Source organism: Microbacterium sp., assembly GCF_003248605.1.
GTDB lineage: Bacteria > Actinomycetota > Actinomycetes > Actinomycetales > Microbacteriaceae > Microbacterium.
The window spans coordinates 65092-86538 of sequence record NZ_QFPF01000001.1 but is presented as its reverse complement, the minus strand read 5'-3'; the positions used below and the strand labels follow the sequence as shown (position 1 = coordinate 86538).

21 protein-coding genes are annotated in these 21447 nt (G+C 68.4%); 8 read left to right on the top strand and 13 right to left on the bottom strand.

The window, feature by feature from the left end:
* The 12 genes from DI573_RS00425 to DI573_RS00370 form a co-directional block, all read right to left on the bottom strand.
* A partial coding sequence (locus DI573_RS00425; protein WP_292809493.1) for a hypothetical protein occupies positions 1-586 on the bottom strand: 586 nt, incomplete at its 3' end.
* A gap of 96 nt (positions 587-682) precedes the next feature.
* Positions 683-1111, bottom strand: coding sequence for a hypothetical protein (locus DI573_RS00420; RefSeq protein WP_292809491.1), 429 nt, complete (start codon positions 1109-1111; stop codon positions 683-685).
* Between the two features lie 157 nt (positions 1112-1268).
* Positions 1269-1844: a hypothetical protein gene (locus DI573_RS00415; protein ID WP_292809489.1), complete on the bottom strand. Its 576-nt coding sequence runs from the start codon at positions 1842-1844 to the stop codon at positions 1269-1271.
* Positions 1844-6871, bottom strand: a complete 5028-nt coding sequence (locus DI573_RS00410; RefSeq protein WP_292809487.1) for a CHC2 zinc finger domain-containing protein — start codon at positions 6869-6871, stop codon at positions 1844-1846. Before DI573_RS00410 ends, DI573_RS00415 begins: the two co-directional genes overlap by 1 nt.
* A 223-nt stretch (positions 6872-7094) precedes the next feature.
* Positions 7095-7361 (bottom strand): hypothetical protein, encoded by a 267-nt coding sequence (locus tag DI573_RS00405; protein WP_157523976.1) that lies wholly within the window; start codon positions 7359-7361, stop codon positions 7095-7097.
* Positions 7362-7840: 479 nt separating this feature from the next.
* The gene (locus DI573_RS00400; protein WP_292809483.1) at positions 7841-8887 is read right to left on the bottom strand and encodes a hypothetical protein; all 1047 of its coding nucleotides are present in this window, start codon (positions 8885-8887) and stop codon (positions 7841-7843) included.
* Between the two features lie 2 nt (positions 8888-8889).
* Positions 8890-9042, bottom strand: a complete 153-nt coding sequence (locus DI573_RS00395; RefSeq protein ID WP_197462131.1) for a hypothetical protein — start codon at positions 9040-9042, stop codon at positions 8890-8892.
* Positions 9043-9052: 10 nt separating this feature from the next.
* Positions 9053-9211, bottom strand: a complete 159-nt coding sequence (locus tag DI573_RS00390; protein ID WP_157523974.1) for a hypothetical protein — start codon at positions 9209-9211, stop codon at positions 9053-9055.
* Entirely contained in the window at positions 9208-9573 is a 366-nt protein-coding gene (locus DI573_RS00385) for a hypothetical protein (protein ID WP_292809480.1), read from the bottom strand. Before DI573_RS00385 ends, DI573_RS00390 begins: the two co-directional genes overlap by 4 nt.
* Positions 9570-10094 (bottom strand): hypothetical protein, encoded by a 525-nt coding sequence (locus DI573_RS00380; RefSeq protein WP_292809478.1) that lies wholly within the window; start codon positions 10092-10094, stop codon positions 9570-9572. Before DI573_RS00380 ends, DI573_RS00385 begins: the two co-directional genes overlap by 4 nt.
* 12 nt (positions 10095-10106) lie before the next feature.
* Positions 10107-10988, bottom strand: coding sequence for a hypothetical protein (locus DI573_RS00375; RefSeq protein ID WP_292809476.1), 882 nt, complete (start codon positions 10986-10988; stop codon positions 10107-10109).
* A complete protein-coding gene (locus DI573_RS00370; protein ID WP_363331316.1) occupies positions 10989-11480 on the bottom strand; it encodes a PDDEXK nuclease domain-containing protein in 492 nt (163 codons plus the stop codon).
* Between the two features lies 1 nt (position 11481).
* Here DI573_RS00370 and DI573_RS00365 point away from each other — a divergent pair, with 1 nt between their 5' ends.
* From DI573_RS00365 to DI573_RS00335, 7 genes are all read left to right on the top strand, one after another.
* Positions 11482-12660, top strand: a complete 1179-nt coding sequence (locus tag DI573_RS00365; RefSeq protein ID WP_292809474.1) for a tyrosine-type recombinase/integrase — start codon at positions 11482-11484, stop codon at positions 12658-12660.
* Positions 12657-13007, top strand: coding sequence for a helix-turn-helix transcriptional regulator (locus DI573_RS00360; RefSeq protein ID WP_045248424.1), 351 nt, complete (start codon positions 12657-12659; stop codon positions 13005-13007). The genes DI573_RS00365 and DI573_RS00360 overlap by 4 nt, the downstream gene beginning before the upstream one ends.
* The gene (locus DI573_RS00355; RefSeq protein ID WP_292809470.1) at positions 13000-15549 is read left to right on the top strand and encodes a hypothetical protein; all 2550 of its coding nucleotides are present in this window, start codon (positions 13000-13002) and stop codon (positions 15547-15549) included. Before DI573_RS00360 ends, DI573_RS00355 begins: the two co-directional genes overlap by 8 nt.
* A gap of 26 nt (positions 15550-15575) precedes the next feature.
* Positions 15576-15962, top strand: coding sequence for a hypothetical protein (locus tag DI573_RS00350; RefSeq protein WP_292809468.1), 387 nt, complete (start codon positions 15576-15578; stop codon positions 15960-15962).
* A 15-nt stretch (positions 15963-15977) separates the two neighbouring features.
* Positions 15978-16718 carry a hypothetical protein gene (locus DI573_RS00345; protein WP_292809466.1) on the top strand — a complete coding sequence of 247 codons (741 nt, stop codon included), beginning with the start codon at positions 15978-15980 and terminating at the stop codon, positions 16716-16718.
* Positions 16719-16949: 231 nt separating this feature from the next.
* On the top strand, positions 16950-17948 hold the full coding sequence (locus DI573_RS00340; RefSeq protein ID WP_292809465.1) for a hypothetical protein: 999 nt from the start codon (positions 16950-16952) through the stop codon (positions 17946-17948).
* 122 nt (positions 17949-18070) lie between these two features.
* Positions 18071-19474, top strand: a complete 1404-nt coding sequence (locus tag DI573_RS00335; RefSeq protein WP_292809463.1) for an IS1380 family transposase — start codon at positions 18071-18073, stop codon at positions 19472-19474.
* A gap of 140 nt (positions 19475-19614) precedes the next feature.
* On the opposite strand, the gene DI573_RS00330 is transcribed toward DI573_RS00335, so the two are convergent.
* Positions 19615-20025, bottom strand: coding sequence for a metalloregulator ArsR/SmtB family transcription factor (locus DI573_RS00330; protein ID WP_292809461.1), 411 nt, complete (start codon positions 20023-20025; stop codon positions 19615-19617).
* Between the two features lie 88 nt (positions 20026-20113).
* On the opposite strand from DI573_RS00330, the gene DI573_RS00325 reads away from it, so the two are divergent.
* On the top strand, positions 20114-21442 hold the full coding sequence (locus DI573_RS00325) for an FAD-dependent oxidoreductase (RefSeq protein ID WP_292809459.1): 1329 nt from the start codon (positions 20114-20116) through the stop codon (positions 21440-21442).
* Positions 21443-21447: the final 5 nt, after the last annotated feature.

Below are 21447 nucleotides of genomic sequence, written 5' to 3'. Positions count from 1 at the left end.
GGACCCGGTAAGGGTAGACGTCTTCGAGGAGCTCGCTGCGGGCGACGACCGCGGCCCAGTAGCTCGGGAAGGTCGAGATCTCCACGAGCTTGCCGCCGGCGGCGAGGCGCTTGTCGGCGGCGCGATCGCGGTCGGTGCGGGCCATGCGGACGGTGAGGACCGGCATGTCCTTGATCTTGATGATTGCGAGATCCCACTGCTCGAGGTAGCCCTTGTATCCCCACAGCGCGACGGCGTTCTTGGGGTCGGATGAGATTTTGGTCACGGCGCTGCGGGCGTAGACGAGATCTTTCCGCTCCTGCTCGAAGGCGCCCTGTGGGGGGCGGACGAGGCTGATGACGTGTCCGATCCGGCGCGGTGGCACGCCGTCACGGATCCATCGGCGGATGGTGCCCTCGGAGACGCCGAACGTCTCCGAGGCGGTGCCAGCGTCGACGTGGCCGAGTCGGTTGAAGCTGCCGAGGGCTGCGCCCATGACTTGGCCGAGCTTGCGGGCGCCCCAGGCCTTCTCGAGTGCTTCGACGTTGGCGCTTTCGGGGGTGAACCAGAGCGGGGCGGGGTCGATGTAGGTCGACGAGACGTCCATGACCAACCTCCTACCTAGTGAATGTGACATTCACAGCATAGGCGACGTCGGCAGTCGTGGTCAACGACGCGCGGGTGCCCGTGCTGTCGCTGCGGCCTACTTTCCGCGGAACCGGAGAACGTGCCCGACGAAGGCTGAGCCGGTCTCGTCGTACAGCTTCTTGAGCGCCGGAGTGGAGACGGAGAGGTTCTCCGTCTTCGGCAGGTTGAGGTCGTCGAAGAGGGCGCTCTGCAGCTGCTCTCGGCTGCGCAGGTTGATCTCGCGGCCGAGCTCGACGTAGGCCTGCTTCGCGGCTTCCTCCTGCTCGGTGTTGCCGGCGGTCTCCTCGAGGCGCTGCTTGATGAATGCGTCGGCATCCTTCTTGTGGAACAGCGGCGAGCGTGCGCCCTCGGGGAGCGCGGACTTGGGGAAGCCTTCTTTGCGCTGCTTGGTGCCGGTGGCGTAGACGCGCACGGTCTGCTGAGAGACGTTGAGCTTCTCGGCGATGTAGGCGTAGTCGACGAGCTCGGGCATGGTGGCTGCCATCGGCTGGTCCTTTCTCTGATCGTCAGTCCGGTCACGCCTGATAAAAGCGTGACATTCACTACATAGAGCGTATCGCGCGGGTCGACGGATTCGAGCAACGGCGCGGGTGGGAGCTAGGCGGTGGGAGGGATGGATCGCCTCGCGGAGGCCGGCGGCATCAGCGCCACTCGACGCCCTTGATGCCGTGGAACTGCCAGCCGTCGACGTAGCGGGTGTCGTAGATGCCGGTGAGGTAGTCGGTGGCTCCGGCGTCGCCGCCCTGCACCCATGCGTCGTAGAGCTGCTGCTGCTCGAACGGGGACATGTCGAGGTTGCTGAACCGCTCGGCGACGTACTTCTTGTCGTTGGGGTCGGAGGAGGGGCCCTGCAGGGCGTTGATGCGGATGGTGCGCTGCCGGTTGGGGAGCTGCGCCTGTACGCGCTTTGCGAGCTGCCCGCGGCCGCGCTGGGTGGTCACGGACTGGCGGACGCGCTTGGTGATCTCCTTGGTGATCGCGGCACGCGGGTTCTGCGCGCCGCGGATCCAGCGCTGGACGGTGCCTTGGGAGACACCGAGCTTCTTGGCGGCGAGGCCGGTCGCGATCGGGAAGCGGTCGCTCTTGCCAGGGAAGAGGAACCGGAGCATGGCGCGGGTGTCGGGGTGCTCGGCGGTGTAGTCGGGGATCTTCTGCCCGGTGAGGCCCTCGAACATCGCTTTCATCTGGCGGGCTTGGGCGCCCTTGCTCACTGCCATCAGATCAGCTCCTCGAGGTATTTCTTGCCCTTGTAGGAGCCGTCACAGTTGAGGAACTCGGCGTGATGCGCGAGCGGGTCGGATCCTTCGTACTTGTATTGCCCCAGGCCGCGGCCGAACCAGGCGGGGTCTCCCGGCCAGGCCTCGAGCGGGTCGATGTGGTCGCTGGTGTAGACGACGGTGTCCTTCTCGATCGCGACGGGCCACCGGCCGGTGCGCTCGGCGTTGGCGAGGACGCGGCGGATGATGTTGGCGCGGGACTTGGCGACGATCATGTCGTGGCGGTGCGGGGCCCACACGGCGAGGGTGTCGTGGTCGCCGCGGTAGTCGAGCATGCCGATCGCGGCGGCGTAGACGATCTTGAGCAGGTCGCGGGCGGCCTGGTCGTCAACGTCGGTGGTGTCGAGGGTGGTGCGGGCGTCGCGGATGCGCTTGTACCAGGCTTCGAAGACCTTGGCCTTGCGATCCCACAGCCAGGCTTCGTGGATCTCGAGCTCGAGGCCCATCTCGCTCGCGAGCTCGAGGGTGGGTGTGCTGGCCCAGATCTGAGACCCGGCGAACCCTTCGCGGACGATGCCCTGCGCGGCGAAGATGTCGGGCATGAGCCAGCTGCCCGGTTCGGGGGCGGTGATCAGCCAGTAGCCGGGCTTGTTCGTGGCCTTGGTGAACTGCAGCGGCCCGTCGTAGTGGGTGGGCGCGCCGACGCCGACCTCGGTGCTTGCAGCGGCGAGGTAGGAACCTCCCCGGTCGAACCCGTGCGCCCACTTCTGCTCGATCTCGTCGCCGAAGAGCTTGCGCTGCCAGTTGAAGTCGCCCTCGGCCATCATCTGGTCCTTGACGGGCGCAGGCCGGTCCTGCGGGTAGTAGATCTCGTCGTGCTTGTCGCGGGGCAGCAGTGCGCGCATGAGCTTGGTGCCGGTAGTGCCAGCGCTGCTGCGGTAGGGGAACTTGAGCGCCGCGGTGAACTTGCCCAGGCGGCGGGCGATCGTGGCCGGGTCTGGGTCGCCGTCGAGGATCGTGCTGATGAAGCGGAAGTCCTGGGCGGGCAGGAGCGCGATGTGCGCACCGATGCCGCGGTTGTCCTCGCGCCACACGTCGATGCTGCCGGTCATGGAGCCGTCACCGCTGAGCGAGAATCCGGCCTCGGTCGCCAGGGTGATGAACGGGTGCCCCTTGGTGGCCTCGCGCAGCAGCTTGCCGTAGTCGGAGTCGGTGGATTCGGGCAGGGTGTCCAGCGGGAGGCCGAGCGCGAGGGCGGCTTCCATCGTGAGGTAGATCTGGCCGCGCTCGGTCTTGCGTGCACCGTTCGTGCCCTGGTTGATGCGGGTGCCCAGGTTCAGGTCGGTGGCCAGCTGCGCGAGCTGGCCGGCGTGCTCGAGCTGACCGCGGATGGTGATCAGCTCACCCGTGGACAGCCAGAGCCCGTCCGTGTGGAGCACGCCCAGCGGTGCACGGAAGTCCTCGGCCGACGTCGTGGTGCTCGGACGTGCGGGCGCGGTCGGGACGGGGGAATCTGCAGCTGCAGGCTGCTCGGGCTCGGGCTCGGGCTCGGGCTCGGGCTCGGCCGGGGCCGGCGGTGCCGACTGCGGGGTCTGCTCCGCCGGCTGAGTGGGCGTGGGCGCTTCGTCGACGGTCGGGGCGTCGAACAGCGCCGGGAAGTCCACGGGCGAGTCGTCCGGGCCTGCTCCCCCGTCTCCGCTGGTGGGTCCGCCGGAGGGCTCATCGGGGTTGCTGCCGGTGAGGGCTGACAGTGGGATGTCCCACACGCGGTGCTGCATTGAGCGTCCGGTGCGCCGGACGACGCTGCGCTTGCCGGCGCCGTCGACGAGGAGCCACCCGTGGGAGAGCATCGACGAGGACAGTGAGGTCTTGGTGTCGCTGAATGCTTCGTCGGCGCGCTGTGACATCTGGCGGGCGACGGCGATGGCGGTGGTCGGGAAAAGGTAGAGGCGCTGGTCGCGGATGATGCCGACGCGCTGGCCGTTGGGGCGCCACTGCGGGTGCATGCCGGTGGACTGGTCGGTCCATCCCAGCGAGCTCGCGTCTTCGGGGACTGCGCCGTCCATGCCGGCCAGGTGGGCGTTGCCGTTGGCGATCGCCTCGCGCAGGTACTCCATCAGCTGCTCGGCGGGGTCGGATGCGGACGAGTCCTGCAGGCTGATCGCCTCTGCGATGCCGGCACGCGCCCAGGCGTAGAAGTCCTTGGCCTCTTCGGCGGTGATGACGTCGAGGTCGCGGAGCATCATCAGCATGATCACGATGCCGCGGTCCAGGACCACGGCGGATTGCACGAGGCGGTCGTGGAGGCCGGCGTGCCCGTTCTGGCTGGGGATGGTCTTGCGCCAGTATGCCTGCGTGCACAGGCGGTGATCGCTGTCCTCCTCGGCCTCGGTGAAGTCCTTGACGAGCTGCTGCCGCCGCGCCGCGGTCCACTGCACGAGCGACGAGCCGATGAGGGCGCGGGCGTGGCGGGCGCGGCGGGACTCGAGGCGCCCGAAGATCTCGCCGCCGTTCTTGAGAGTGGCGGGGTCCAACGGCAGGTTGACGATGCGGGAGTCGGCGGAGCCCTGGGCGGACAGCTCGCCGGACGTGATGATGCTGGCAAGGATCGGACGGTCGGCCTCGGCGCCGCCGCGCTGCTTGCCGCGGATGCGTCCGATGCCGTTGAACACGGTGCGGCCGAGGGTGCTGATGCGGCGGATCGCGTCGCTGGCGTTGCCGTCCGGGGCGAAGTCATCGACAATCACCGGGACGTTGCTGATCGCGGAGAGGGTGCGCTGCAGGCCGATTGCGGTGGATCCGCCGGCAGCGCCGGAGATCAGGCCCTTGGTGTTGTGGGTGAGGTTCGGGGCGAAGTACTGCACGGCCAGACGGCTATGGGAGGTCTTGTAGGACGCGAACCCGCCCACCAGGTGCAGCAGGATCGGGCCGGGCAGGACCGGGGCGGTCCAGGAGTGGCCGAGCAGGGGGGCGATCACGCGGGCCGGGAGCTCAGATTCGCGCAGCGCCACGGTGCCGTCGATCCATGCCTGACGCAGCGCGTCGCGGTCTGTGGTGGGGGCGGGCATTGCATAGATGTCGGAGGTCTTTGCCACGTCCACGTCGACGTCGACCGCGCCGCCCTTGGCGATCGCGCCTGCGGCGTGTACGAAGTAGTCGCCGGTTTCGGCGGTGCGCCATCCGACCGTGGTGTGGACGATGCTGTTGTTCCGCGGCGGTTTGATCGCGTTCATCGCATCCCACGCCTGATCCGCGCCGCGGCGGCTGTTCGACTCGAGGAACCCCGGCCAGGGCATCGCCTTTGACCATGACCCGTCGCGGATCTGGTCTTCGGTGTACTTCAGGGTGACCGACTCGGTCTTGAACTGGCCCGTGTCCGGGTCGCGGGTCGGGTAGCCGCGGTCGTTCGGAACCCACCGGGAGAACTTGATCACGTACAGGTGCGGGGGTCGGGCGATCTCATTGTCGGTGCCGTCGTCCTCGATGGCGACGGTCTGGACCTCCGCCCACCCGCGCATGACTCGGAAGTACTTGTCGTCCTCGTCGCCAGGGGTGTGCTTGATGAGCACGGTCTGCCCCTCGACGACGTCGTAGTGGTTGCCCTGGATGAACGGGCGCTTCTCGGGCTGGTCCTCGGGGTTGTCGTTCCCGAAGAACACTCCCCCGTTGCCGCCTCCGCTGCCGGTCTGTGTGCGGGGTGCGGCAGGGGTGATCTCGACGGTCTCAGCCGGCGGCTGCTCGTCGACGTCGGGACGGATCGCGACGATCGACGAAGCGACCGCCTGGGGCACGTCGAGGCCCGCGACGATGTAGGTGTCGCGGGCGATCCGCGCACCCTCGGCGACCGCGGCCGCGTACTCCTGCAGGGCGGTGCGGCCGCGGTCGCCGAGCTGCTCCGCATCCAGGCCCGGGTCGATCGCTTTGATCCGTTCGAGGCGGTTGAGTGACTCCCGCGCCCATGCCTCGGCGTGCTGCTCGGAAGTCGCCCGGTCCTGCTGGCTCTGCTCGAGCTGTGCGGTCGCTTCCTTGAGGCACACCGCAACGCCGGTGCGCCCGTGCACGAGCTTGTCGGCCTCGGCCGCGGCGACGATCGCACGGGCGTCGTCGACGGTGATCTCGACGAGCGTGGCGACCGTTCCACCAGCGTCCATGTGGTCGGTGAAGTCCGACTTGCGATCGTCGAGGTTGGGCAGGAAGATCCGCGCCGGGATGCCGAGCTCGGCCAGCTGCGCACCGACACCCGCAGCACGCTGTGCGCCGGCGGGATCGTTGTCGACGACCAGGTTGACCGAGGCGCCCCGGAAGTGCTCGAGCAGCTCGGCGGGGAAAGCCGTAGCGCCGCCAGCGTTCGTGGTCGCGGCCAGGCCCTCGGCGATCGCGCTGTCCGCGTCCTTCTCCCCCTCGAGCAGCCACACATCCCCGCCGGCGGCGACCGCTGCGCGGATCGCGGCGAGGTTGTAGAGCAGGGGGGCGAAGCCTTCCGGCTTGCGCTTGACCCACCGGCCGTTGGCGCCGCGGTAGCTCTGGGTGAACCGCTTGTGCCGCTGCCCGTCCAGGGGGGTCTCTTCGCGGTGGACCCGCTGCAGGACGACGCCGCTGTCGTCGACGTACTCGTAGACCTTCACCTGGCGCCACGTCGCGCCCGTCAGGTCCGGGGTCTTGGGGGCGAGCTCATCCTGCGTCAGCCGCGGCGGCAGCGAAGGCCGCTTCGCCCTCGGGGTGCGCTGACTGGTGCGGCGGTCGGCGGGCAGTGGCGCGTCGAACAGGTCACTGACGGTCAGGCCGATCGCGCCGCACACGTCACGGAGGTCGAAGGCATCACCGCAGCCGAAGCAGTGCATCATCACCTTGCCGCCGGCCCGGTCGTAACGGATGCTCAGCGACGGCATCGCGTCACCGTGCACGGGGCACAGCGCCATGTGCTGGCTCCCGTTGCGGCGAGGCTTCCACCCACCGCGCTCGAGCGCCTCGAGAACGCGGTCCATGGAGTTCGTAGCCGTCGCCGTGCCGGTGTACTCAAGCGTCATCGCTGCAGCACACCCCCTCGGGTGCACGCTGCATCGCCCAGCGGGTGCGACACGACGGCCACACCAACGCTAGACATCCGCAATATCGCGGCTATAATCATGAACGTCCTAACTGACGAACTCTGATGCAGCATCAGAAATCTGATCAGCCTCTTGCAGGAGGCTGTGACCCAAAAGCACTCAAGACCCCCGATGGTTTGCAGACCAGAGGGGGTCGAGTCGTTTATGCCGATCGTGGCAACTCAAGCTCCTGTTCTGTCGCACGGATAGCACGCTCATGCTCGGCCTTCTTGAGCTCGTCCTGGACGTAGTCAGGGATCTCGAGGCCGGCCTGCTTGGAAACAGCCAGCGCGAGCCAGCTGCTGAGAGGGATTCCTGCTTCCTCGGCGAGGCGCTCAAGAATCGGTTGATACGCCTGCGGGTACCGCACGGTGCTCGTCGCACGAGGGCCGTAGTTGCGGCGTCCCGGCTTGTTAGCTGTCGCTGGCATGTCCCCGTTCTAGCACGATCCTGAATCAGAATCACGGATTGCCGCGAAGTGTCCCGCCGCCGTGTCTTCTCGCCCATGTCAGGTATAGGCCCAACCTCGGACCCTTCGCGGACATCGGTTCCCGGAAAAAGTTCGACATCGCCGTTGGTACACCTTTCTCGCCTCGCGCGGGCGCGCATGTGTGAGGGCTTGCGCTGAAAAGGTGTACCAGGTGTACCGGAGACGGAAAATAGCCTGGTCAAGAGTCTAAAATTGCTGGTACACCTTGCCAGATCACAGGTGTACCGCGAGAAGAAAAACCCCAGATCAATGGCTTATTCGTTGGTACACCTCAAAAGTGTACCGATGCGCGTGGCGGGGCAGGTTCCCGTTACGTCTACGTTCGCACGGGATCCGTGGGGATGTCGACGGCGTCGCTTCGAGAGGGGCTCTTTGGCCCCGTCGGGGAGAGATCCCGCCCTGCTGTTCGGCGTGTCGCGTTAGAGCTCGCGGTCGGTGGGGATCTTCCAGACGCGGGTCGGTTCCCCACCGATCCGCACGCTCACAGTCCCGGTCTTGGATGTGATCAGGTACAGGCGCCGCAGCGCCGCGGTGATTGCTTTGATACTGAGATTCGGGTCGCCGTGGGCGGCTCGGATGAATGGCAGCGCCTCGGTTGGCCGGATGTACAGGTAGTCGCGATCGGCACGGCCGATCACCCATTCCTTGCTGTCGCTGGCGTTGTCGGTGAGTTCTCCGCCGTTTGCGAGGAGATACCTGACGGCATCGCGCAGAGCCCAGACGATCTGGTCGTCTGGGCTGAGCCATGAGGTCGCCGGGGCAGCTGGGGTGTCGAGCCCGAGGGAGCGCAGGATCGTGTCGCCGAGGTAGAACGCTGCGCCGAGGCGGCGGGGCTTGTCGTAGTCGGGATGGCGGGCGATGTTGATCGCGTGCTCGTTGAGGTCCAGGTGGCGTGTGCTCTGTTGCAGGTAGCTCGCGATGATGCGTCGGCCGGCGGCTGCAGGTTCGCTCGACATGGCGCGTAGCGGTTGAACGCTGCGCGGTCTCTGGGGCAGCTCGATCGTGATGGAGCGATTCGCGCTGAGTGGCTGGATTGTCTGAGAGCTGGCGACGATCAGGGCGGATGCTTTGCTGAGTGGGGTTGAGAACGAGATGAAGCTCTCTACCTCGATCTCGTCGAGCCCGCTAAGGGGAGAGCGGGGGCTGACGTGGGGGGCGCTGTTGAGGACGAGTGGCTTGTTGGGGACTACGGCACGGCGGATCCCGGCGAACGTGAGTGGGTCGATGCGTGGTCGTTCGACTTCACCGGCGAGCTCGGCGAGCGCATCGGCAAGGGTGTCTCTTGTCGATGGTGTTCCGCCGACGATGAAGATCGGGGTGGGGAGGGGCTCGATGTGTGAGTAGGCGATCGCGCGGATGAGCCTGTCGGCGTGGAGGGGGAATGCTTCGCGCAGGGGCTCGATCCCTGCGGCCCAGGCGCTTCGCGCGTGAGCTGCAGGGATCGGGTCGGTGGCGAGTGCGTCCATGGTCAGGTGTCGGCGTCTGTGTCTGTGCGGATGGCGATGAGCTCGTGGCCTTCGGGGATCTGTGTCTCAAGCAGCTCGCGCGCCTCCTGGTAGCTGCTTGCCTCGACGGTGATCCGCTCGGTGGCGGTGCTGCGGATGGTCCCAATGACACGCATGGCGCGGACCTTAGTCGGTGTCTCCGACATCGACGCGCTCGTACTCCGAGACCCGCTCGCCAGAGTCGGCCGCGATCTCGGATGACATGATCTCAGCGCTCATCCCGTCCAGGCCTTGGTCGATGAACTGCTCGTACAGCTCGGCCTCGAGCGGTCCCCGGCGGCTCATGCGCTGGCCTGCAGATGCCGTTGCACGTACTCGTCGAGTGCTGCCCGGACGACGTCGGAGTCGCTCTTCATCCCCAGTTGGGCGCGCAGCTGGTCGACTTCGCGCTTGCGGGTCGGGGTGACGCGGGTGCGGATCGTCGGGGAGGAGCCGGCGCCTGCTGCCGTCCCTCCCACGCGGGGCCGTCCGCCGACCGCTCGTGCGACGGCCTGTGTGCTTCCGAGGGCGTCGAGGAGCATCTGCTGCCCGATGGCTGCCGCGTCGGCGCCGTGGGCGCTCTCCCCCGGCGTCGACGCGCCGGTGGGCTGTTCCTCGAGCGCCGCGAGGTCGGCGTAGCGTTCCTGGTCCTTCTTGTTGAGGGTCATCCGATCTCCTCCTCCATCTGTCGGCGGTAGTAGGCGCCCAGCGGCATGACGTGGTAGACGACGAAGTTGCCGCCGGGCTTGAGTTCAATGAGCACTTCGATCAGCCGATCAGTCTGCGCGTGTTGCGGGCCGACGAAGACGCGACGCTGGTTGCGGGAGTCTCCTTCGTTGATCTTGACCTTGGTGCTCGTATAGATCGCGTTCTGCATGGCGTAGAGCGCATCGGCGTGGGGAATGTCGTGCTTGTCAGCTGACTTCGGCCACTCGATCCCCATACAGGTATTGTGCCACAAAACGTAGCCCCAGGGAAGGTCGCCTGTGGAGAGATAGCCCGCGCGATCGGGCCGGGGGCGTAGCGTCGCGGAATGGTCGACGACGGACTGGCGATCGGCGTTCAGCCGCACTGCTGCGGCGTAGTGATGCGCGATCGCCCCGGCGTGCTGGTGTGCGTGGTGTGCAGCCGCGAGGACGTGCTGCGAACGGTTCCCGCTCCCCCGGTCTTTGTCGGCGCGAGCATCCATGGAGGGTGACCCCTACCTCGAGCTCGTCGTGACCTCGATGAGACGGGGGGCGATCGCTGCCGGCGCCGGCGTGATCGGGTGCTCGCTGAACTCGGCCGGCCCGGCTTCACGCCAGATGATCCGTCGCTCGCTGCACCAGGCGCAATGCCCTGCCCAGTGGTACGGATCGGCGTTGTGCAGCCTGGTGCGCAGCGGCACCGCGTAGGGGCTCTGGATGCCGGCGCGCCACCGGATGTGCGGGCGGATCTCGGCCGCGGCAAGGTACAGGCGCCGGCCGATGCCGAGACCCGCGTACAGCTCCCATCGGTTGCCGTCATCGTGGGGGTTGTCGGGGTTGATCGACGGGATGTCGTAGGGCTTGGAGAACACGTCGCCGAACCCGTCGACAGGATCAACGGCGAAGCGGCCGCGCAGCCCGCTCGCGGCATGCTGCAGCACAACCATCGGATCCCCGTCCGGCGTCGTGGTGCGCAGCAAGTAGATCGTGGGGTCGTCGACCACACGCCTGACCCGGTCGACGTTCTCGCGCGCGATCTGCTCCGCGGCCGCGGCGGTGAGCAGCGGGTGGAGCAGCTCATCGTCACCGGCCTGCAGAACCGCCTCGGCCGCGGCTTCCTCAGCGAGGCCGGGAAGTCGCTCGAGCAGGCGCGGATGCCACTCGTTGGAGTGTCGGGAGGTTCGGGCCCAAGCGTTCGCGATCTCGGTGCGCAGCAGCTCGCGCGCCCACCGCTGCGCAACCGACTCGAGGCCATCGCTCTCCTCGAGCTCGCGGAGCCGGCCGAGCGCTCGTCGACGCGACCACCAGCCCGCGGCCGCGACCTCGCGCCGCGCATGCCGGCGATCCAGCACGCGCCGTAGGTACTCCCCCTCGGGGCTGTAGTACTCGCCCGACACTCACTCGTCCCCCGCGTCACGGGCTAGCTCGTCGGCGAAGGCCCGAGTGATCGCCGCTTCGTCGGGGAGCGCCTTCTGGTCGGCCTCGTCGAGCTGGTACCGGCTGACTGCGACCGGCGACGTTGTCGAGGCGAGCGCATAGCGGACGACTGTGTCGTTCTTGCCGGCGACCAGCAGGATCCCGAGCGTGGGAAGGTGCTTCTCACGGATGCGGTAGAGGTCGTCGACGACCGCGACGTAGAAGCCGAGCTGGCCGGCGTCTGCCGGGGTGAACTTGGTGGTCTTGAGCTCGACGACGACGTATCGCAGCTGCTCGACGTGGAAGAACAACAGGTCGATGTAGAAGTCATCGCCGTCGATCTCGACGTGCACCTGGCGACCCACGAACGCGAAAAGCGCGCCCTTTTGCGTCTGATGCAGGTTTCTGTGGGGTGCTAGGTGTCGTTGATCGTACAGCGAGCCCCGTGGGTGCCGCTTCCTGACGGGGACCAATTTGCGCTCAGTCTGCTTCTTCGCGTTAGATGCATATTGTCTGCGTTTGATGGGAGTGTTTCGGGTGGTTTCAGGGCAGGTGGCGCACGGTGTTGCGGGGTTGTATCTGGCCTCTGGCGTGTCGTTGCTGCGTGCCGAGGAGTCCGTGTTCGAGGCGATGCTGACGGGCTGGCGGGCGCAGCAGTTGGGCGGGCGCGGGCTGCGCGAGGACTACGTGACCGGGACGGTGCGCGCGGTGCGGCAGTTCCATGCGCATGCGGTCTCTTGGCCGTGGCTGTGGTCGGCGGGCTTGTTCGATGAGTGGATGCTGGATCTGGTGTCGGTGCGGCAGTTGGCACCGTCGACGATCCGCGGCTATCAGCAGGCGGTGCGGCAGTTCTGCGACTATTTGACGTCGGAGCACTACGGCTGGGTGGCGGAGTGCGAGCTGCGGTTCGGGACGCACCCGGTGCAGGTCTGCCACGACTGGAACACGACCCGGCATCTGCAGGACTACGAGGGCCGGCCAGGGCGGCGTCCGTTGACGCGAGACGAGCTGCAGGCGCTGTTCGACCGCGCCGATGCGGAGGTCGAGCGGTGCTTGGAGAGCGGCCGCAAGGGCGCGCTGCCGGCGTATCGGGATGCGGTGCTGCTGCGGGTGACGTATGCCTGGGGGTTGCGCGCGAACGAGGCGGTCCATCTGGATGTGACCGACTTCTACCGCAACGCGCACGCCCCGGAGTTCGGCGAGTTCGGGATGCTGCACGTCCGCTACGGAAAGTCGTCGCGGGGCGGCCCACCCAAGCGGCGATCAGTGGTGACGCTGCGGGACTGGGCGGTGGAGGCGGTGCAGGACTATCTGGAGAACGTCTGGCCGCTGATGCGGCCGGATGGTGAGCGGGCGCTGTGGTTCTCGGAGCGCGGCACCCGGCTGCGGACGAGGGAGCTGTCGGACCGGTTCGCCGCCTACCGGGACGACCTCGGGTTCGACCGGGTGCTGTCTCCGCACGCGCTGCGGCACAGTTACGTGACGCATCTGATCGAGGAGGGCGTGGATCCGGTGTTCGTGCAGCGGCAGGTCGGGCATCAGCACCAGTCCACGACGTCGATCTACACCGGGGTCAGCGGCGACTTCGCGAACAAGATGATGCGGGATGCGTTGGAGCGGCTGCGGCCGCAGGAGGAAGGAGCGGGCCGATGAAGGTGATCGGGTATGAGTGGCGGTTGCGTGAGGTGATGGCGGCGTCGGGGATCTTCGCGACGTCGAAGCTGGTGCCGTTGCTGCGTGAGCGCGGGATCGAGTTGTCGGCGAGCCAGATCTATCGGTTGGCGACTGAGAAGCCGGAACGGTTGAACATGCACGTGCTTGTCGCGCTGATGGACATCTTCGAGTGCAGCGCGGACGACCTGGTCCGCAAGGTCGACCTGGGAGCCTCAGCGGCGGCGACCGGCACCGACGGCGAGGACCGGTCCGCGGGCGGCGCGGCGACGTTGCGGGAGAAGGGTCTGCGTCCGCCGCGGGCGCGCGTGATCCCGACGGATGGGTGACGAGGTCCGCGACGTCCTGGTCGCGGTCATCGCCGAGGTCGAGACGACCGTCACGCGAGATGTCATCCGTCAGATCGTGAACCGCACGATCGTCCGGGAACCCGCAGGGCGGCGTCTGCTCGCACAGCTGACCAAGGATCCGGGGATGCTGGTGTCGGGGTCGACGCGGATCCCGCGATTGCTGGATCGCATCCTGCTCGATCTCGCCGACGCCGGCGGCAGCACGGTTCGCCCGCCGGGCTGCGCACGCTGCGGCCGGGTGGAGTTGCTGGTCTGCCGGGACGGTGAGGATCGGATCTGCGCGGCCTGCGGGCGGGCGCGCCTGGACGTGCTGATCGACTGCGTCGAATGCGAGCGGAGCGGGCAGCTGCGGCACGCGCAAGTGGGCGACCGGGCCTACTGCCGCTCCTGCTGGCGGGCGCTGCAGGACGTCGCCGACGAGCGCCTGGACAGGTTCGTCGCCGAGCGGATTCCCGGCGGGACTCTCTACATGATGCTGACCGCGACCGAGGGACTGAAGGCGGATCGCACGTTGCGACTCGCGCTGGAATGCGAGCTGTTCGGCGCCGACTGGATCGCCGACCCGCCGGCATCGTCGGTCCTGTTTGCCACGTTCTACGAGCGGCTGCGTGAGCTCGGCGCCCAGCTGCCAGCCCTGACCTGCGGGCACTGCGGCCGGGTCCGGAAGCTCCCGGACCGACTCGAGGGGCGGATCTGCTGCGGCGCCTGCTACAAAGCCACGCACCGGGCGGTCTGCGACGGATGCGGCAACACGGCCCATTTGGAGCTACGCCGCCCCAACGGTGACAGGCTCTGCCAGGCCTGCACGAACCAGCTGCCCGAATCCTCCGCGGAGTGCATCGGCTGCGGGAACCACCGGCTGATCGCGGTGCGCACTTCGGACGGGCCGATGTGTTCCGGCTGCCGGACCGCGCCCGGCACCGATGTCTGCACGGTGTGCGGCACCTCGGGTCCGTGTCGGTTCCCCGGCACCGAGAAGGCGATCTGCCTGACCTGCTACGCCGCCGCCCGGGTGGACATCTGTCACCGCTGCGGGCGAGAGCGGGAATGCCGGTTCGCGGGCACACCCAAGGCGATCTGCACGCCTTGCGCGCTCCCCCGCAAACCGTGCTCGGTCTGCGCCCGGGTGGTGCTCCCGATCCGGCACACCCCGGACGGGGAGCCGCTCTGCTGGAACTGCGCCCCGCACATCGTGGAGGCATGCATCGGCTGCGGCCGCGAAGCGCGGGTCAGCGCACGCACCGACCAGGGGCCGCTCTGCCAGCGTTGCGCCCGAACCAGCCCGCTGATGTTCCGCGATTGCCGTCGCTGCGGGACGCACGGACGGCTGCACCACCGCCGCTGGTGTGACCGCTGCTACGCCGACGACAAGATCCGCGAACTGCTCCCGGACGATGTCGTGGCAGCCATTCCGATGCTCGCGACACTGCGCGAGCGGTTCCTGGCCGCGGACGAGCGACGCACCCTGGACGCCTTCCGCCGCAACACGACGGTCGCGATCCTGCGGGAGGCCGTCTCCGGCACGGAGCCGCTGAGCCACGCGCTGCTGGACCGGCTGGGCACGCCTGGGTCGACTGCCCCCGTCCGGGCGCTGCTGGCCGAGTATGGCTTGCTCCCTGCGCGGGACGAGCAGTTGGTCCGGTTCGAGACCTGGTGCCAGGACCGGTCGGCGCAGATCCTCGACCCGGACCATCGCCGCCTGTTCGACCGATTCGTCCGCTGGCGTCATCTGCGGCAGCTGCGCGAGCAGGACCGCCAGACCGGGCGGCGGCAATCAGACGGGCGACGGCAGGAACTGACCCAGGTCCTCGGCCTGCTGGGCTGGCTCACCGCACGCTCGGAATCGCTGACGATGCTCGACCAGGCGCGGCTGGATCTCTGGCTGCTCGAGGGCCCCAGGCTTCGCCGACGCGTCGCGGCCTTCCTGGAGTGGGCCGCCCGCGACGGCACCTGCCCCCGCCTGCACGTCCCTTCCCTGACCCGCACCCCCAACACGCCGACGGGCGCCAGCGTCGACGAACGCTGGGAACTGCTGGGCCGGGTGCTCAGCGCGCACGACGGCGACCCCCGCACCCGGCTCGCGGGCGCACTGCTGCTGCTGTTCGGGATCCCGGTGGCCCGGCTGCATCTGCTGCGCGTGACCGACATCACCGCACCAGACCCGGTGATGATCCGTCTCGGGTCGGACCCGTTGGAGCTGCCCGAGGCGATCGGGCAGCTGGCGATCGCCGCTCGCGAGCACCGCGACGCGCCACGCTTGCTCACCGATGCCGGAGAATCCGATTGGCTGTTCCCCGGACAGCATCACGGCGCCCCGCTCTCCCGCGATTCCCTCACCGACCGGCTGGCGAAGTTCGGCATCCGAGCCCGTCACGCCCGCGCCGGCGCGCTGGCCTCCCTCGCCCAGGAGCTCCCCGCCCCAGTGATCGCACGCCTGACCGGCCTGCATATCGTCGCCGCGACCCGCTGGGCGGAAGCCGTCGTGGCCAGCAACGCCCGCTACAGCGCGCTCACACGCTAATCCGCGGCCACGGCAGACTCGACAGCATGAACGATGAGCTTCCCCCGCAGATCCAGGCGATCGCCGGCCGCATCGCGGACGGCTGGGCGGAGACCATCGACGTCGGCCCGGGATGGTTCGAGCTTCTCGCCCGGCTGGATCGACAGCTCGCCGAGATCTCGCCGGGCTACGTCATCGAGCAGTGCAAGACGAAGTTCGGCACCCTTCGCTACTACGCGCGCCCCGAAGACGCCGACCACCCCGACGCGGCCCAGTTCTCGGACATCATCCGGGATGCCGCGGACGAAAGCGCGACTCCCTGCGAGGACTGCGGCCAGCCCGCCCAGCAGGTCACGATCCGCGGGTCGGTCTGGACGCTCTGCCCCGCGCACGCACAGCAGCGGACGAACCCCTCCGAGATGTCGGCTGGCTGATCCATCATGGATTGCATGACCGATCTGGACGCGCTCGTCCCGCCCCACGAACCCGCCGAGGACACGCTCGCCTTCGCGGGCAAGGCCGCGCTCTCGCTGGTTCCCATCGTCGGCCCCCTCGCCGCCGAGACGCTCGCGCACGCGCTGGAGACGAGGCAGGCCGAGCGGCAGCATGAGTTCAACGTCGCGATCGCACGGGCACTCACCGACGCGACCTCGCGGCTGGACGAGGCTGCGACGAACGAGGACATCGTCGGGTCGGACGAGTTCATCGCCGCGGTCACCCGGGCGCAACGCGCCGCGGCTGAGACCGCCAGCCAGCACAAGCGGCAGCGTCTGGCCGCCGCGGTCGCCAACGGCGGGTCCTGGGCGCCGTTCTCGGCGAGTGAGCGTGAGCAGTTCACGCGGCTGGTCGACGAGTTCGACGAGCTGCACGTTTGGCTGCTGCACTACTTCACCGACCCCACCGGCTGGCTGCAGTCCCGCGACCTCTACGCCCAGCACGCGAACATCATGATGGGCGGCATCGACGGACCGTTGGGCACCGCGCTCGGCGTCCCGCAGAGCGTCTGGCGCGGCCCGGTCGGCCAGGCCGCCGCGGACCTCGAACGGGCGGGCCTCGCCTCCATCCCGCTGACTACGATGATGACCTCGCAGGGCGTGTTCGCACCGCGCACCTCGGAGAAGGGGCGGCGGTTCCTGGCGTTCATCAACGAGCCTGACTCGCTGGCCGCGGATCCACCGGTATCGTTGTGATGGCCGCCAAGCCCGTCGACGTCGACGGATTCCCACCGGGCCGGAGTTGCCCGGTTTGCGGTGAGCCGCTCGAGCCCGGTCACATCGACGACTCGCTGCAGTTGGTCTGGCTCTGCCCCTCCCACGGTCTCATCGAACGCACTATCGACCCGCTGCGGGGGCAGTGACGCACGAGCCCCAGTCCGGGCCGCGCCGGCAGCGGTGTCGTCGGGGTCGTCTATGGTGACCGTGATGACCGACACTCCTGCCCCACCGATCAGCGTCTCGCTCGACGGATTCTCCGAGGACTACGACGATCCGGAGCTGGCCGGCGCGTTGTCGTTCATGATCGAGCAGCAGGGACTGCTGCAGACCCTGGTGACCGGGATCGTCGAGCTGCTCCCGGACACGTCGCTCTGGCGGTTGACGCTCACCGGCGACATGGTCGCGACCGTGAACCGGGTCACCGAACGCGCCGAAGACAACCCCTACACCACGGACCGCGGCGCCGGTCATGCCGGAGCGATCACTCTCCCGCACGACGACGGCACATTCGACATCGTGGTCTCCGCGAACGTCCTGTTCGCCACCCGGGAAGACGTCGAGTCTGTCGAGGCGCTCATCGCCCACGTGATCGCCGCGGCCGAGCACCTGAGCCGGCACGAGGCCGGTCATGCCGCACTGCGGCTGCGCGGCGAGGACGCGGACGCCTACCAGGACGTGGAGGGCCTGAGCAAGAGTGACGCGGCCTGCCGCAAGCCGCTCGCGGCGCACGTCGACGATAACCGCATCGAGCAATACACCGCCATCCACGCGCCGTCGCCGCTGCACCACGTCGACCACCTCACCGACGCGATCGCGCACCTGCGCTCAGAGCTCAACGAGGCCAAGCGCACCTGGCGCGCCGATATCGGCGAGGCTGCCTACCGGACCCTCAACGCCGCGAACGGCCTGGTCCGCGTCCTCGCCTACCTCGCCCCCGAACTCGGCCTCGACGAGAACGGCAAGCCCCGCCGCCCCGACCCGCTCCCCGAGGGCTGGACCGACTACGTCGAAGACAGCTGGGACGCCTGGAGCCTGACCTTCCACCGGCTGCGGCCGGTCGACGAACCCATGACCACCGATCAGCTCGGCGCCGTGCTGGCCGATCTCTGCCGGCTGATGAACGCCTGGCTACGGTCGATCGGCATTGAGTCCGGCATCACCGACGACGACCAGGAATACATCTTCTGGGAGAAGGACCGCTACTAAGCCTCGATCCACCGATGAAGCTGGGTGACGAGCGGGCGTCGTGACACGGAAATGCCCCTCGGATCAGGGAAAATAGAGCTTGTCTAAGGTTCTAGTTTCCAGAAACGAGAGGCATCTCGTAGATGCAATTCAAGCACGCCCCCGCTGCGGTGTCAGCGGTCTTCGATGACCCGAATCTGGTGTCGGCGGCAGGTCTGGTCCCGATGCTGCGACTCGCGCAGCGGGCCGGACTGGCGGAGTTGGCCCAAGACCGGTTGAGCGTCCCGACCGACAAGGGCTCCAACGCCGGAGCGAAGGTCTCTGCGCTGGTCGCGGGGATGCTCGCCGGGGCGGACTCGATCGACGACATGAACCTGCTCCGCCACGGTGGGATGGGGCGGCTGTTCGACCGGACGTATGCGCCGTCGACGCTGGGATCGTTCCTGCGGGAGTTCCGGTTCGGGCATGTCCGTCAACTCGACGCCGTCGCGTCCCGCGTCCTCACGACCGTCGCCGGGCAGGCGTCGCTGCTGCAGGCGCGGGCCGGAGAGCGGGTGATGGTGGATCTGGACGACACCATCATCGAGGTCCACGGATACCAGAAGCAGGGCGCCGGGTTCGGATACTCCGGCGTCCGGGGCTTGAACGCGCTGCTCGCCACAGCGTCGACCACCTCGTCAGCGCCGGTGATCCTGAGCCAGCGGCTGCGGCAGGGGAAGACCGGGTCCCCGAAAGGCGCCGCCCGGATCGTCGGTGACGCCCTCGCCACCCTGCGCCGCACCCACACGGGCGGGGAGCGGCCGCTGCTGCGGGCGGATTCCGCGTTCTACGGTCACGCCACCGTCGGCACTGCGATCAAAGCCGGCGCCGACGTCTCGGTCACGGTCCGGATGGACCCTGCCGTGAAAGCCGCCATCGCGACGATCGAAGCCGACGCGTGGACGAAGATCGAGTACACCGACGCGATCCGCGACGAGGCCACCGGGCAATGGATCTCCAGGGCCGAGGTCGCCGAGATCGGCTTCACCGCGTTCCGATCCAGGAAGAAGGCCGAGCGCGTCGAAGGGCGGCTGGTCGTTCGCCGGATCCCCGACCTGAACCCGAAGAACCTGGAGCAGCCGACACTGTCCGACACCTACCGGCACCACGCGTTCTTCACCACCACGCCTGCCGACATGATGGACACCGTCGAGGCCGATAAGACCCACCGCGGTCACGCGATCATCGAGCAAGTGCACGCCGACCTGAAGAACGGGCCGCTTGCGCACCTGCCCTCCGGCGTGTTCACCGCGAACAGCGCCTGGCTCGTCCTCGCCGTGATCGCGTTCAACCTCACCCGCGCCGCGGGCGTGGTCGCCGATCGGGCAGGACGGTTGGCAAAAGCGACCACCGCGACGATCCGCCGCACCCTCATCCACGTACCGGCGCGACTGGCTCGCTCCGCACGCCGCATCACCCTGCACCTCCCGGCGGCATGGCCCTGGGAGACAGCGTTCGCGCGACTGTTCACCGAGACGCACGCGCCACCACCGATCGCGACCAGCTGACCATCGCCGCGCCACGGCACGCCAAGAGAACTCAGTGGACGACCGGGATGCGACGCCCGGAACTCACGCCTGCTCCGACACCGACAACGCACCCGGATCGGGACCTCGCCGCTCATCCCCGGCTCGTCGGTGGATCGAGGCTAAGCGGTCACCAGCAGCCCCGAGACCTGCTCGAGCGCGTCGGGCAGAAGCCGGTAATACGCCCACGTCCCGCGCTTGGAGCGGCTGAGGAACCCGGCCTCGGTGAGCACCTTGAGGTGGTGGGACACGGTCGGCTGGGACAGTCCGATCGGGTCGATCAGGTCGCACACGCATGCCTCCTGATCCTCACTGGAGGCGACGATCGACAGCAGCCGCAACCTGGCCGGATCGGCGAGGGCCTTGAGGGTCACGGCGAGCTGCTCGGCGTCGGCCTGCCCGAGCGGCTCGGCGAGGGCCTTGAGGGTCACGGCGAGCTGCTCGGCGTCGGCCTGCCCGAGCGGCTCCCGCACCAGCGGCGCGCAGCACACTACCCCGGGGGTGACGTCGGTGACCTCGAGCATCGTGACCATGCATCGACGATAGTCGATATTGACAGGTTTCGGTAGATGCGCTCATACTGAACATCGACGTTCATCAATATCCCTCTGGAGGCTGACCATGACGCTGCTCGATCTCACCCCGCGCACCGCGACGAGCGACCGGCTGGCGACGCTGCCGGTGCTGATCATCGGCGCCGGCCCGATCGGGCTCGCCGCCGCGGCGAACCTGGCCGAGCGGGGCATCGACTTCACCATCGTCGAGGCCGGCGACCGGGTCGGCGCGTCGATCCGGCTCTGGGGGCACACCCGGCTGTTCTCGCCGTGGCGGCATCTGATCGACCCCGCTTCCCGGCGCTTGCTCGATGCCGTCGGCTGGACCGGCCCGGCCGACGAGGGTCGCGCACCTACAGGGCGGGAGCTCGTCGACGACTACCTCGAGCTGCTCGCGGCGCTGCCGCAGATCGGGTCGCGGATCCGGTTCGGCACCCGCGTGCTCGCGGTCACCCGAGAGGGCATGGACCGCACCCGCACCGCCGGGCGCGAGAAGACCCCGTTCCTGCTGCGCATCCAGACCAACGACGGGTCCGTCGAGGAGATCACTGGGCGGGCGGTGATCGACGCCTCCGGCACCTACACCAGCCCGAACCCGCTGGCCTCCACCGGACTGGACCCGATCGGCGACGCCGACGTCGACGGCCTCGTCCTGCACGCCCTCCCCGACGTCCTCGGCGCCGACCGGGCATCGTTCACCGGGAAGCACACCGTCGTGGTCGGCGCCGGGCACTCGGCCGCGAACACCCTGATCGCCCTCGCTGAGCTCGCCAAGAGCGAGCCGGGGACGCGGGTGACCTGGCTGATCCGCAACCCCTCCGCGATCCGCGTCTCCTCTTCCCAGGACGACGAGCTCGCAGACCGCGCGAAGCTCGGCTCCCGGGTCGACCAGCTCGTTCACACCGGCCAGATCACCCTGGTCGACTCGTTCGAGATCTCCCGCCTGCAACCGAACAGCGATGGCGGGGTCCGGCTGATCGGACGTCGTCGTGGTGAGGACGCGTTCCTGGATGCCGACGTGGTGGTCAACGCCACCGGGTTCCGCCCCGACCTGAGCATGCTGCGCGAGGTCCGCCTCGAGCTGGACGACATCGTCGAAGCGCCGCGACGGCTCGCGCCGCTGATCGACCCGAACCTGCACTCCTCCTGCGGCACCGTCTCCCCGCACGGCTTCACCGAGCTGCGGCACCCGGAGCCGGGGTTCTTCCTGGTCGGGATGAAGTCCTACGGCCGCGCGCCGACGTTCCTGCTCGCGACCGGCTACGAGCAGGTCCGCTCCATCACCGCCTGGCTGGACGGCGACATGCCCGCCGCCACCGAAGTCCAGCTCACCCTCCCCGCGACCGGGGTCTGCTCAACCGATGTCGGCTCCGGCGGGGGTTCGTGCTGCTCGTGACCGAG